Here is a 13,482-nt window from a genome sequence, read left to right on the forward strand (position 1 = left end):
GGCGCGCAGGCTCGTGGCCCGCTGCGCGTGACCGTAACAGCCTATCTGCGCGACCGGCCGGCCTCAGTAAACTCATCCCATGCGCATCCATATCGCCACGGATCATGCCGGGCTCGATTTCTCCCAGACCATCCAGGAGCACCTCGCATCCCTCGGCCACGACGTGATCGACCACGGACCGACGAGCTATGACCCCATCGACGACTACCCGTCGTTCTGCATCAACGCTGCGCAGGCCGTGGTGCGTGACCAGCAGGCCGGCATCGAAGCCCTCGGCGTGGTCTTCGGCGGTTCGGGCAATGGCGAGCAGATCGCGGCGAACAAGGTGACCGGCGCTCGTGCCGCCCTCGTCTGGAACCACTCGACCGCCGTGCTCGCACGTCAGCACAACGACGCCAACGTCATCTCGATCGGTGCACGTCAGCACACCGTCGAGGAGGCCATGGCCCTGATCGACGCCTTCGTGGCCGAGCCTTTCTCTCTTGAAGAGAGGCACATGCGGCGCATCGCGCAGCTCGCCGAGTACGAGGCCACGGGAGCCATCGCGGGCCATGTAGTCGACCCGGCCTGAGTCATGCCCGAGGGACACTCCGTACATCGCATCACCCGTCAGTTCGGCCGCAACTTCGTAGGTCACCGCATCGAGTCGTGGTCTCCGCAGGGTCGTTTCGCCGAGGGCGCCGCTATCCTCGACGGTCGCACCATGACCGACGCGAAGGCCGTCGGCAAGCAGATGTTCCTTGAGTTCGACGGCGAGGTCTGGCTGCGTGTGCACCTCGGCATCTACGGAGCCTGGGATTTCGCGGGCGACATCACGCGCGACGAGACCATCGCCTCGGCGAACGGCCGCATGGGCCAGACGAATCAGCGCGGAACCATCATCGACGCCGATGGAGAGGACTCCATCTCGAGCATCGGTGCGCCCAGGCGGGCACGACTGCGCATGTCGGAGCAAGAGCAGCTGGGTGACGAGATCACCGAATGGCCGCCGGCTCCGGTGGGAGCCGTACGCGTGCGCCTTCTGACCGACACGGCAGTCGCCGATCTGCGCGGCCCGACCGCGTGCGAGATTCTGGATGCGGCGCAGGTCGCCGCCGTGATTGCGAAGGCCGGGCCGGATCCGCTTCTCGAGACCACACCGAAGGCCCGCCGCGCCGCCGAAGACCGCTTCACGGAGGCTGTGCGCAAGAAGCAGACCGCCATCGGTCTGCTGCTCATGGATCAGTCGATCGTCAGTGGCATCGGCAATGTCTACCGCGCCGAGCTGCTGTTTCGCGCCAGACTCAACCCGCATACCCCAGGAAAGCTCGTGCCGGAGGATACGGTTCGCGAGCTCTGGAAAGACTGGACGAAGCTCCTCACCATCGGCGTCGAGACCGGCCAGATGATGACGATGGACAAACTCTCGAAGGTCGACTACGAGAAGGCGCTCGCGAAGCGCGACGACCGGCACTGGGTCTACAAACGAGATGGACTGCCGTGCCGCGTGTGCGGCACGAACATCGTGCTCGAGATCATGGGTGGCAGAAAACTGTACTGGTGCCCGAAGGATCAGGCCTGACATGAGAAAGGCGTGACATGAGAAAGGCGCCCGTATTCGCGCTCAGCGACGAGGCAGAGCTGCGACGACTCATCGAGCTGAACCCGTGGATCACCTTGGTCAGCCACACGTCGAAGGGCCTGGTCGCGTCGCACTACGCCGTGCTGCTCGATGACAGCCGTGACGAGCTCGCCATTGTCGGCCATCTCGGGCGACCCGACGAACGAATCCACGAGCTCGGGCAGCACGAGGTGATGGTTATCGTGCAGGGCCCGCACGGATACATCTCACCATCGTGGTACGACGCCGAACCGGCCGTTCCCACCTGGAACTTCACGTCTGCACACCTGTCCGGTGTTCCCGAGATCCTCGACGCAGACGAGAACCTGCGCGTTCTCGATCGGCTCGTCGAGCACTTCGAGCAGCACGTCGACGCGGCGAGGCTGATGCGAGGCACCGCCGAGGACTCGGCATACGCCGACGCGATCAGCGCCGGCACCGTGGGATTCCGCCTTGTGCCGACGCGCATCGAGGCGAAGACCAAGCTGAGCCAGAACAAGCCGGAGGCGACGGTCGATCGCATCATCTCCGAGCTCGAGGGTGACGGGCCCTATGCGAGCAAAGCGCTCGCGGCCGAAATGCAACGCGTACGAGGAGAGAAATGACCGAATCGGTGCTGTTGACAGGAGCCCGGCTGCCCGGTGGAGCGCGGGTCGATGTGAATCTTGTCGACGGGCGCATCGAGTCGGTCCTCGAAGCTGGTGACACCTCGATCGGTGTATCGCACGATGCGTCGACGCAGGTCGTCGATCTCGATGGGCGCTACGTCATTCCCGGCCTGTGGGACAAGCACGTGCACGCCACTCAGTGGGCGCTCGTTTCGCGCCGGCTCGATCTTTCGGCCGCAGTGTCGGCGGCGGATGCCGTGGGCATCGTCGCAGAACGGCTCCGGCACGGCGATGCGGATGCCGGGCCGTTGGTCGGCTACGGGTTCCGCGACGGGCTCTGGCCCGACGCTCCGCACCGAGGGCTGCTCGATGCCGTGACGGGCACGCGGCCCGTGATCCTCGTGAGTGCAGACCTGCACTGCTGCTGGCTCAATTCGGCCGCTCTGGCGCAGCACGGTCGGGGCGAGCATCCCACGGGGCTGCTCCGCGAAGACGACTGCTTCGCTGTGACCCGCACCCTCGGCGACGTCGAAACCGACACGCTCGATAGCTGGGTGCGTGACACTGCACGCGCCGCTGCTGCCCGCGGCATCGTCGGTGTCGTCGATCTCGAGATGTCGTGGAACGTCGACGACTGGACCCGTCGCATCCGATCGGGTGCGACCGAGCTGCGCGTGCGGTTCGGAATCTACCCGCAGCACCTCGACCGGGCCATCGACGCGGGTCTCGCCACAGGGGCGCTGATCGCGGGCACGCACGGTCTGCTCCAGGTCGGGCCGTTCAAGGTGATCACCGACGGCTCGCTCAACACCCGCACGGCGTATTGCTTCGACGAGTATCCCGGCCTCGAGGGGCTGGCCCATTCGCGCGGGCTGCTCACCGTTGCGTATGACGAGCTCGTTCCGATGCTTCGCCGAGCCACCCAGGCCGGCCTCGTTCCCGCCGTTCACGCCATAGGCGACCAGGCGAACAAGCTCGCTCTCGACGCGTTCGAACGGCTTGGTGTGGGCGGAAGCATCGAGCACGCCCAGCTCGTCGCCGAGGTCGACTTCGAGCGATTCGCCCGTCTCGGCGTCACCGCGGGGGTGCAACCTGAGCACGCCATGGACGATCGCGACGTCGCCGACAAGTATTGGCCCGGGCGCACTGGTCGGGCGTTCGCGCTCGCGTCGTTGCTCAATGCCGGAGCCGAACTCGCTCTGGGATCGGACGCGCCGGTCGCTCCACTCGACCCCTGGGTCACCATCGCGGCCGCCGTGGCCCGCACTGGCGATGAACGTGCGGCGTGGCATCCTGAGCAGGCCATTTCGGTCGAAGATGCACTGTTCGCCTCGTCCGACGGGCGTCGTGCCCTCGAGTCGGGAGGCCCCGCCGACATCGCTGTGCTCGAGCTCGACCCGCTTGCGGCCAGCACTGACGAACTGCGTCGGATGCCCGTGGCCGCGACACTGCTCGGAGGGCGCTTCACGCACAACGCGCTCTGATTCGGCTCGATCGATCGTGGGTCGGAGTTTCGTAGCTGTCCCACGACAGTCCGGGCGCGCCGAAGTGCCTCGGTTGACTGCTGACCTGCATGAGGTCGGTTTGTCGTGCGAAGCAGTCGGCTGTGTAGGCAGCTCCGGGGTGATCTCGATACGCGGTGCTCGTTCCTCGCGCCGCTACTCGATCGGCGCAGATTCCTGCGCCGGTCGAGGAGGCCGCCCGCGGCCGTATCGAGGCTCGGGGGTGGTGGTTAGAAGGGGCAGTCGTAGAGGTTGTCCTCTTCCGTGGTCGTCGCGGCTGATGCTGCTGCGGCTGCTGCTGCGGCTTTGATGAGTTGCCGTGGTGCGGGTTTCATCCGGCCTTCGGGCCGGATCGTGTAGGCGTGTCCGGCGGGTGAGGTTGCGGTGAGGGTGTCGTCTCCGTTCTGAACGAACTGCCATCTCGTGTGGTGCTTCACCCGATGATGTCCCGCACTCAGCGGTGCGAGATTCTCTGGGATGGTGTCTCCGCCGAAGGCGTGGTCCTCGGTGTGGTCCATGTCTGCCTGCTCCGCCGGAACGGTGCAGCCGGGGAACACGCATTCCGGGTGCACCAGCCTTGCGTGGTCGATCATCGCTGCCGTGGGGCGGTAGTCCCGAGGGTCGGTGTTGAGGATGCGTCCCGTGATGGGGTCGGTGAGGATGCGCCGCCACGATGTGGCGTCGGCGGTGAGTTGGGCGGCGGTGGCGGGGTCGATGGGGCCGTAGCCGCGGAGGATCGCCGCCTCCTCACCCACACCCAACAGTGTCATCGCAGGAACCATCACATGAACCCTGCCGCGGACGCCTCTGGTCGCTCCAGGAATCGACGTTTCGCCGTTGAGCATGAGGTCGGTGAGGACATCGGCTTTCAGGTGTCCCATGCTCCGCGGGTCACCGCCAGCCTTCAACCCGGCGGCCAGTCGGACGGCACGGTCTGCGATGGCGTGGATCTCAGGGGCCGGGGCGAACAGGGTGAGGGACGCCATGCCATCCGCTGCCGGATCGACATAGATGCGCCGGGTGGCTGCTGCTTTCTCTGCCCGCTCTACCGCGGTGGATGGTTGGGCGAGCTCCACCTCGTGGCGGGCCTTCTTCTCGAGCTGCCGAGGATTCACCTCCGTTGCGAGCGCCGCCAGGCGAGCGTCGTAGGTATGCAGTGCGTCGCCCTCTAATCCGTCGGCGTGTTTCGCGATGACTTCGGCGTGCTCCCACGACATGTGCCCTGCTGACAGGGCGTGAAGGGTGAGGGGAAGAGAGCTGCCCAGGGCGATGCTGGTATCGACCAAGGTGGCGGTGCGGTGTTCGGTGCGGCGAGTCAGGAGAGCGAGTTCGGTGACGAGCTCGATCCTCTCGACCCGGGCCGATGACCACACGGGCCCGGCGGTGGACATGTCGACCGGGGCTTGCCGGTGGAGCTGGCGGGCAGCCTCGGTGACGCGTCTGGCCCTGACCGCAGACAGCCGGGCTATCTGCGTGTCGAGAGCGGCGACCTCATCAAGCGCGACCACGTATGGATCGCGCGAGAGGAGTGGGGATTCGAATGTCATGAGAGAAGTCAAACAGTGACCACCGACATCGGGTGGCTAGAGCCAAACACACGTTGATCAGGGGAAAGGGCTGTGGATAAATGCGAGAGTTGCGGTCCTGGGGAGGAGTGGAGATGGCCTGACCGGGGGCCCTTCGACAGGCTCAGGGAACTGGGTCTCGATGCGACCGCTGGCGGCCTACCCAACCAGCGCGGCGGTGGCGGTGGAGGTCTACTCGACCGGCCTGGAATCAGCGGCGGGTTACGAGTGACCAGGCGGCGCGGCGGAGCTCGGGATAGTCGAACGCGATCGATCGCAGGATCTCGAAGTTCGACAACCGTGGCTCAGACGGGTCGCGCTGCTCTACGTGAGCCGTGCGCAAGCCGATGACGACGCACTGATCGACGGTGGGCAGATCAGGCAGAAACTCCCACGGATCTTCACCCTCGCGGCAGCGCGCCTCGATGCCCGCATCGAGAACGTCGCGGGCCTCCTGCCGCAGCTGTGACAGAGCGAGTAGATCCTTTTCCACCCGACAAGGCTACGCGACGATACCCGCGTTCTCGCCGCGCTCGTAGATGCGAGCCGCCGAGCCGACGATGTTTCCGTCGGGCTCCCCGACGATCTCGTGGTCTTTGTTGTCGTACTCGAACAGGCTCAGCACGTGTCGCATGGCCTCGAGGCGAGCGCGCTTCTTGTCGTTGCTCTTCACCACGGTCCAGGGAGCGTTCTCCGTGTCGGTGTGGGCGAACATGGCCTCTTTCGCCGCCGTGTAGTCGCCCCACTTGTCGAGTGATGCGATGTCCATGGGCGAGAGCTTCCACTGCCTCACGGGGTCGACCTGGCGAATAGCGAAGCGCGTGCGCTGCTCGTCGGCGGAGACAGAGAACCAGAACTTGACCAGATCGATGCCGTCGCCCACGAGCATCTCTTCGAACCTCGGTGTCTGGCGCATGAACTCGTCGTACTGGTCAGGGGTGCAGAATCCCATGACGCGTTCGACGCCGGCGCGGTTGTACCAGGATCGATCGAAGAGCACGATCTCGCCCGAGGCGGGAAGGTGCTTCACATAGCGCTGGAAGTACCACTGGCTGCTCTCTCGCTCGGACGGCTTCTCGAGAGCAACAGTTCGGGCCCCGCGCGGATTGAGGTGCTCGGTGAACCGCTTGATCGTTCCACCCTTGCCAGCGGCGTCGCGGCCTTCGAAGACCACGACCAGACGGCGATCGGACGCCTTGATCCAGTTCTGCAGTTTCAGCAACTCGATCTGCAGCAGCCGCTTGTGCAACTCGTACTCGTCGCGGCTCATGCGCTCGGCATACGGATATCCCTCGCGCCAGGTGTCGACGTGAGTGCCGTCTCGCGAGATGAGCACGGGGTCATCGTCGTCTTCATCGAGCACCGTGTAGCCCGAGACGTCTTCGAGATCGGGCGGAAGTGCATAGTGGCTCACGAGCTGCGTCATGAAGCCTGACGCTATCCGTCGGAGGCATCCACTCGGTGTCCGCCGGGTGGACTGCGGGTTAACCACGACAGCCCTCCAGCGGATAGCGGATCCACTGAAGGGCTGTCGTTCGAGCTGTCTTTACTCTGCGATGTGCGCGGCGAGGAACCAGCGCGACTTCTCGAGGCCACGGGCAATCTCGAGGACGACGTCCTGGCTGGTGAGGTCGATGTCGTTGAGCTCGGTGATGGCCTTGCGAACGCCCACCAGCGTCGCGTCGATCTGAGCGACCATCGCGGCGATCATGTACTCGGAGCGCTGGAAGCCGGGCTCCATGGTGGGGATGACGGTTTTGGCCGCGACGGTGTCGATGCGGGCGTCGAGCGGAAGGCCGAGGGCTACGACGCGCTCGGCAGCGAGGTCGGCCCAGTCCTGGGCGTGGCTCACGACGTTGTCGAACAGCTCGTGCACGCCGATGAAGTTGGCGCCGCGAACGTGCCAGTGCGCCTGCTTGCCGTTGATCGCGAGGGCCTGGAGGTCGACGACGATCGGGGCGAGGAACTGGGCCGTGGCGGCAGCGACGTCGGGGCTCGTCGAGCTGGTGGGAACGGTGACGGTTGTGTTGGTCATTGTGTGACTCCTATCGTGTCTGACTCGTATAACCGTACTCAGCACAGATTGTTCCGCAAGCAAGCTGAGGCTGGGCTAACCATGGTTTGACCGGGGGTTAACCCCCGGTCGATTCCGGATGCCGGTCGCATGTCGGCGGGGCGACGTGACGGCCAGGGTTGAGGCATGACAACAGGCATAGCAACACAGACACTCGACATGACACACCAGCTGGACTCTGCCACGCTGGACACGATGATCGACTCCGACGGCGCGGCACCGGTGCAGAGCCGGTTCCGCCGACGCTGGGCCAGGGTGCCTCGAGAACTCGGCTTTCTGCTCGCCACGCTGCCCGTGGTCACGCTGGCGTTCAGCGTGCTCGTCACTCTGTTCTCGCTTGGCGCTTCGACCTTCGTATTTCTCGGCGGCGTCTTCGTGATGGCCGCAGCCGTCGTCTCGGCTCGATGGTTCGGGGCGGTCGAGCTGGGGCGTCTCGAGGCGGCCGGTATGCCGCCGATCGCCCGTCCAATATGGAGTGTCGAGCGGCGCAGCGGAGCCATCGGATGGCTCAAGCACTATCTGGGCGATGGGCACTACTGGCTCTACCTTCTGCACGGCGGAGTCGTGAACTTCGCTGTGGGTGTCGCGACCTGGTGCGTCGCGATCACGTGGCTCGTGGGAGGCCTCGGCGGGCTGAGCTACGGCATCTGGTCACGGTTCGTGCCCCAGCACGGGTCGGGAAACCTCTGGCTCAACAAGGTGATCCTCGATTTCGTCGTTCCCGGCCTGCAGCTAGGCAATGATCCCGGCGTTCTTCAGCGGAACGAGACGATCCTCTACACGCTGCTCGGCCTCGCGATGCTGGCGACGCTGCCGTTTGTCACTCACGGCCTCGTGAGAATCCACCAGGGGATCGCCCACGGCATGCTCGGCCGATTCGCATCCGACGACCTCAAGCGCGAGGTCGCCGCTCTGGGCGCATCCCGCGACGCGGCCGTCTCCGCCGAGGACCACAGTCTCCGCCGACTCGAGCGAGACATCCACGATGGCCCGCAGCAGCGCCTCGTGCGCCTGCAGTTCGATCTGGCCAGCGCCGAGCGGGCGCTCGACTCCGATCCGGCCGCTGCTCGAGCCTTGCTCGAAGGGGCCAGGGAGCAATCGCGTGAGACGCTCGAGGAGCTCCGGGGGCTGTCTCGAGGCTTTGCTCCGCCCCTGTTGCAAGACCGTGGCTTGGCGGCCGCGCTCGAATCGCTCGCCGCTCGCAGCACCGTGCCCACGAGCATCCGACTGTCGTTGGGGGAGTCGGAGATCGCACCCGAGGTGGAGCGCAGCGTCTACTTCATCGCCGCCGAGCTTCTGTCGAACGTCGCGAAGCATGCGGCCGCGACCACGGCCACGGTATCGGCATCGACCCGTGAATCGGATGCCGGTGAGCACGTTCTCGAACTGACCGTGTTCGATGACGGCGTCGGGGGAGCCGCTGAGGCTGCCGGCCACGGGCTGGCAGGGCTCGCCGAGCGGGTGAGCGGATTGCGAGGCGAGTTCTCGATCACCTCGCCCGCGGGCGGCCCCACCATGGTCGCGACGCGCATCCCCTTATCCTGAGGGTGTGAGTGATCGAGACGACAAGCCACCGTCGGCTGGCAGGATCCGTCTTGTTCTCGCAGAGGACTCGCTGCTGCTGCGCGAGGGTCTCGTGCGGCTCTTCGCCGAGGCTGGGTTCGAGACGGCGGCCGCCTACGGCGATGCCGAAGCGTTGCTGGCAGATGTCGCTGAGGTGCGCCCCGACGTGGCTATTCTCGACGTTCGGATGCCGCCGACGTTCCGCGACGAGGGTGTGCGTGCGGCGCTCGATCTGCGCCGGCGGCATCCGGAAATCGGCATCCTGCTGCTGAGCCAATATGTCGAGGAGACCTACGCGGTAGAGCTTCTGGCGGCCGGTGAGAACGGCGTGGGGTATCTGTTGAAAGACCGCTTGGCGTCGCTCGACGAGCTGAGGGATGCGGTGACGCGTATCGCATCTGGGGGCACGGTGCTCGACGAACAGGTTGTGCGGCATCTGCTCGGGCGGCGCCGAGACCCGCTGTCAACACTCACCGCGCGGGAGCGAGACGTGATCGCCCTGATGGCCGAGGGGCGAACGAATGCCGGCATCGCCTCCCAGCTCGTTGTGGGAACGGGAGCGGTCGAGAAGCACGTCTCGAGCATCTTCTCGAAGCTTGGCCTCGACGACTCCGGTACTGATCATCGCCGCGTCTTGGCCGTGCTCGCCTGGCTGCGCGCATCCTGAACTCGTCGCGGCGAGGGGGCTGTACGTCAGCGCAAGGAGGAGATAGTGCCGACGAAGGTCTTGAGATTGCGCACCCGATGCTCATATCTCGCGGCCACGGCGATGAGAACTACGCCGCCGATTCCCAGCCAGATCCACCACGGTACGGCCGAATAGAGCCCCTGGATCCAAGGCCAGGATTGGGCGAGCGCGTGTATGAGCAGAACGCTCCCGCTGACGATGAGTGGCGCCTGCCAACGCAGCGCGATGGCAACGACGACGACCGCCACCGACACGACGCCGAGCGCGATGACGCGCCAGAGGTCTGTGCTGCCGAAGTCGGCGAGGAGCGACGGAACGAGAAGCACGGCGAGTCCCGGGCCGAGATGCGGCCACGTGCGAGCGGCGGCGTCGCGGCTCAGAGCGGCGAGGCCTGACGCGATCAGCGCGAGGGCGACAGGTGCCGTTGCCAGTTCGAAAGGATCCGCCGCGCCGGTCACGAGGCCGGTGATGCCGACGGCGACCAGGAGGCAGAGCGCGGTGTAGTACGAGACGTGGTCGAGCGGCACTCGACGATGCACCGCCGCGCCGACCGCGGCACCGACGAATGCCGTGTTCACGATAACGAGACGTGCCGACGCAGACGTCTCCGGCAACGTGACCAGGCATACGATCGTGCTCAGACCGACGAGTGCGATGGCCAAGGGAATGCCGAGTTGGGCGACGCGGAATGGCATGGCGCGTCGCCTCGTCCAGACGATCGAGGTCACGATCAGAGCGATCGCGGCAGGAAGCACCCAGAGTTCGGGGAACGGCGCGCCGTCTGCGGGCAGGACGGCGTCGCGGATGGTGCGCGCGAGTCCCACCGCGATGAGAACACTGATGCCCGAATACAGTGCGCTGTCTCGCACGAGGATGCCGCGGATCACGCGGGGTGCGACGAGTGCCGCAGCGGTCAGAGCGGCGGCGATAGAGAGCACGGCGACTCCGCGAGTCGGCCCTTCCGTGATCGAGGCCAGTGCGGAGGGCGCGAGCGCGATCACGAGAGCCGCGGCGAACAGAGTCGAGCGGCCGGATGCCACGGCCGATATCGGCTGCCTGAAAACGGCGATGGTGGCGGCGAGACACAGCAGCAAGCCGGCCACGGGCAGTGTGTACGGTTCGATGTCGGCGACGCCTCGGAATGCGAGGAATTGCCAGAGCGCTGCACTGGCGAGGATGCACGACAACGTGCCGACGAAACGTCGCGGCGACTGGCTCGTGAACGGATTGCCGTCGGTGAACGCGACGATGAGCGGCGTCACCGCGAGCAGAAGGAGAATCAGCCACGTGTTCTCGCCGGGGCTGATCAGGCAGCGGGCGATGCTCACGATGACGATGAGGGCGATCGCGCATTCCCACGCGATGCGAGCGCCGCCGCGTATGCCGGACGCGGTTCGTGCGAACAGCGCCGCTCCGAGAGCGGCCGACAGAATCGCCGCGGCCGGTGCCGCGAGCTCACCGAGCAGGGTCGCTGATGACACGGCGGCGTCGGAGACTGCGGAGAGAGCTGCCGCGAGCCAGAGCGGTGCCAGGCCTGCCAGCACGACGCGTTCGACGGTGTTCGCCACGGAGCCGCGACTCTGCCATGTAACAGCCGCGACGGTGAGGCCGAGCGCGATCGCGATGCGGGCGACGTGATCGATGGTCGAGGTGGCGCCCGCAGCGAAGAGTACGAGCGAACTGACGGCCGCTGCGGGCAGGGCGACGATCGCTGTGGCTCGCAGATCCAGTGCGCCGCGTGGCGCGTGGGCTAAGCGGCTGCGCAGAACCAGCGGCACCAGGCAGAGGAGGAGCGCAGCGGCGGCGCCGGGAAGAGCGGTGAAGTCTGTCGGACCAGGAAGCGAGGGACTCGCGAGGAACACGCGCCAGCCGGAGATCCAAGGAACCAGCAATGTCACCTCGGCGAACCCGATAGCCACGGCCAGAGCGGTGAGCAGAGCCCGCACGACCGACGCTGCGCGGGTGCCTGGTGTGACGGCGAAGCGTGATGCGACGATGAGTGCGGTTGCAGTGAGGATGCCCGGCAGCCACAGCGCTGAGCTCGCGTGAGCGAGCACGACGACAGCGAAGGTCGCCACGCCGAGAACGATCGCAGCGACAACTCGCACCGCTGGGACACGTCGCCCACGCGTCGCTAGAAGAACGGAGAGCCCGGTGGCGGCGACGAACGTATAGGCGAGGAGCGCGAGCAGAACGCTGCCTCCATGGCTGGCCGCGGCGAGCAGCGCCAGGCCGGCGAGGCCGGCCACGGTGGCGGTGGCGGCCGCAGGCATCCGAACGAGACGGATGGCCACAGCACCGAGGACGGCTGCGACGGTCGGGGCGAGTACGGCGGCCCAGGCGCCGAGGTTGGGGGCGATGCCGACCGCGTCGCCCAGAGACGCCTGCCACAGGAGGTGGCGTGGAATCACGGAGCCGAGGACATGAACCGGGGCGAGTCCGATGCCCGGCGCCAGGAGGGCCACGGCGACGACGAGGGCAGGAATTCGTGCTCCGGCGAACGTGAATGACGCGAGCTGATTCGTCGAGGTGCGCGCGCCGACGACGAAGAAGGCGATGGCGATGACGCCGGCTGCGGCTCCTGGTGCCCAGAGATTCCATTCCGTCGGCGCCTCGCGAAGGATCGCCACCGCCGGCGCCAGCGATGCCGACAGGCCCAGCAGAACCGATGCCGTGCGGCTCCAGCCGCGGCCTCCGTGCTCGGATCGTAGCCGAATGACGTATGCGCCCCACGCCAGAGCTGACACCGAGTAGGACACAGCGGACGATCCGGGGGCGTCTGGTAGGAGCAGTGCGGCAGGCACGAGCGCCGCGGCCATCGCTGCGAAGACGATGGACCGCGCAAGGGCGCTCTCGCTTGACCGTTCGGCGATCTGCGGCAGAAGGAGTCCGGAGGCACCGGCGGCCACCAGGCCTGCCCACCAGGCGAGGCCCGAGTCGACAGGATGAAGCGCGCCGACCACGGTGAGAGCGATACCGGCCGGGGCAAGAAGCAAGCCGCCGAGCCGCGCGAAGCGGAGCCTGGAGAGTCGATGAAGCACCTCGAGCAGCGCGGCCAGAGCGAGAAGACCGACGCCGGAGAACACGGCCGGGGCGATCGACGCGGAACCGAACAGTTCTGCGCCCCGAATGAACTCGAGCACACCGATCAGGATGACCGCACCCGTCACTCCGACGCCCTCGGCGGTGGCCGGTAGGCGGCGGTGCTTGAGGAGCCAGGCAACGCCGAACACAGCAAAGCCCGCTAATGCTGTGACGACAACACGTACCTCGACGGTGGCGAAGAGATAGGCGACGGTCACGAAGAACAGCGCGAAGACGGAGAGTAGAACGATGCCCGTCACGAGCAGAAAGACCTGCACACCAGAACGTCGAGGGCGTGTGTCGGGGGCTTCGGGCGGGCGCAAGGCGCTCGCCGACGGCGCGGCAGCCGGGAACGGGGGAGCGGTGACCGTCGCGGCGGCCGCGCTCGCGGCATCCGGCATATTTATGGGCGTGCGTTGGGGTGGCGTCTGCTGAATGTCGGCGGCAGGCTGAACCTGAGCGATCGTCTGTTCGGTGAGTTGTTCGTTCCACATGCGCTCGATCAGTTCGCGTCGGTGGCGTTCGGCATCGACGAGCGTGTTCGAGGCGGCGATCAGCTCTGCGGCCAAGGGAACAGCCAATTCGAGGCCGCAGGAGTGGCAACGGCTGCTGCGGAGAGTCGCGAAGCAACGAGGGCAGAGGGTGGTGTCAGCGAAGGCCTGAGGTGTCGCGGGCCAGGCGGCTCTCGAAGCGGGAATGGCGGCAGGCACGGGGTCTGTCATGTGCACAGCGTGTCAGACATCGTGGATCTTACGCAGCAGGTGCGTGCGATCTGTGGATGAAAAAAGCCCCCGAGAA

Annotated in this window: 11 protein-coding genes; 6 read left to right on the plus strand and 5 right to left on the minus strand. The window is 66.4% G+C overall.

Annotated elements, in window-relative coordinates; translation table 11 throughout:
- Positions 1 to 79: 79 nt before the first annotated feature.
- The 4 genes from TZ00_RS14920 to TZ00_RS14935 are packed head-to-tail and all read left to right on the plus strand — an operon-like array spanning position 80 to position 3,692.
- Positions 80 to 571: a ribose-5-phosphate isomerase gene (locus TZ00_RS14920; RefSeq protein WP_044442904.1), complete on the plus strand. Its 492-nt coding sequence runs from the start codon at positions 80 to 82 to the stop codon at positions 569 to 571.
- Positions 572 to 574: 3 nt separating this feature from the next.
- Positions 575 to 1,561, plus strand: coding sequence for an Fpg/Nei family DNA glycosylase (locus TZ00_RS14925; protein ID WP_044442905.1), 987 nt, complete (start codon positions 575 to 577; stop codon positions 1,559 to 1,561).
- 17 nt (positions 1,562 to 1,578) lie between these two features.
- Positions 1,579 to 2,205, plus strand: coding sequence for an FMN-binding negative transcriptional regulator (locus tag TZ00_RS14930; RefSeq protein ID WP_044442906.1), 627 nt, complete (start codon positions 1,579 to 1,581; stop codon positions 2,203 to 2,205).
- A complete protein-coding gene (locus TZ00_RS14935) occupies positions 2,202 to 3,692 on the plus strand; it encodes an amidohydrolase (RefSeq protein ID WP_044442907.1) in 1,491 nt (496 codons plus the stop codon). Before TZ00_RS14930 ends, TZ00_RS14935 begins: the two co-directional genes overlap by 4 nt.
- Positions 3,693 to 3,940: 248 nt before the next feature.
- On the opposite strand, the gene TZ00_RS19060 is transcribed toward TZ00_RS14935, so the two are convergent.
- The 4 genes from TZ00_RS19060 to TZ00_RS14955 all read right to left on the minus strand — a co-directional run bounded on the left by TZ00_RS19060 (position 3,941) and on the right by TZ00_RS14955 (position 7,310).
- Entirely contained in the window at positions 3,941 to 5,257 is a 1,317-nt protein-coding gene (locus TZ00_RS19060; protein WP_052521621.1) for an HNH endonuclease signature motif containing protein, read from the minus strand.
- A gap of 229 nt (positions 5,258 to 5,486) precedes the next feature.
- Entirely contained in the window at positions 5,487 to 5,768 is a 282-nt protein-coding gene (locus TZ00_RS14945; RefSeq protein WP_044442908.1) for a hypothetical protein, read from the minus strand.
- A 9-nt stretch (positions 5,769 to 5,777) separates the two neighbouring features.
- Positions 5,778 to 6,701 (minus strand): polyphosphate kinase 2, encoded by a 924-nt coding sequence (gene ppk2 / locus TZ00_RS14950; protein WP_044442910.1) that lies wholly within the window; start codon positions 6,699 to 6,701, stop codon positions 5,778 to 5,780.
- 120 nt (positions 6,702 to 6,821) lie between these two features.
- Positions 6,822 to 7,310 carry a Dps family protein gene (locus TZ00_RS14955; protein WP_044442912.1) on the minus strand — a complete coding sequence of 163 codons (489 nt, stop codon included), beginning with the start codon at positions 7,308 to 7,310 and terminating at the stop codon, positions 6,822 to 6,824.
- Positions 7,311 to 7,508: 198 nt separating this feature from the next.
- On the opposite strand from TZ00_RS14955, the gene TZ00_RS14960 reads away from it, so the two are divergent.
- Both TZ00_RS14960 and TZ00_RS14965 read left to right on the plus strand, forming a co-directional pair.
- Entirely contained in the window at positions 7,509 to 8,894 is a 1,386-nt protein-coding gene (locus tag TZ00_RS14960; RefSeq protein WP_238579709.1) for a sensor histidine kinase, read from the plus strand.
- Positions 8,895 to 8,898: 4 nt separating this feature from the next.
- On the plus strand, positions 8,899 to 9,579 hold the full coding sequence (locus TZ00_RS14965; protein WP_238579710.1) for a response regulator transcription factor: 681 nt from the start codon (positions 8,899 to 8,901) through the stop codon (positions 9,577 to 9,579).
- 26 nt (positions 9,580 to 9,605) lie between these two features.
- Here the strand turns inward: TZ00_RS14965 and TZ00_RS14970 are convergent, their stop codons facing one another.
- Complete coding sequence (locus tag TZ00_RS14970) at positions 9,606 to 13,406, minus strand: SCO7613 C-terminal domain-containing membrane protein (RefSeq protein ID WP_152631230.1); 3,801 nt, start codon at positions 13,404 to 13,406, stop codon at positions 9,606 to 9,608.
- Positions 13,407 to 13,482: the final 76 nt, after the last annotated feature.

Origin of the sequence: Agreia bicolorata (genome assembly GCF_000938265.1) — a bacterium.
GTDB classification, from domain to species: Bacteria; Actinomycetota; Actinomycetes; order Actinomycetales; family Microbacteriaceae; genus Agreia; species Agreia bicolorata.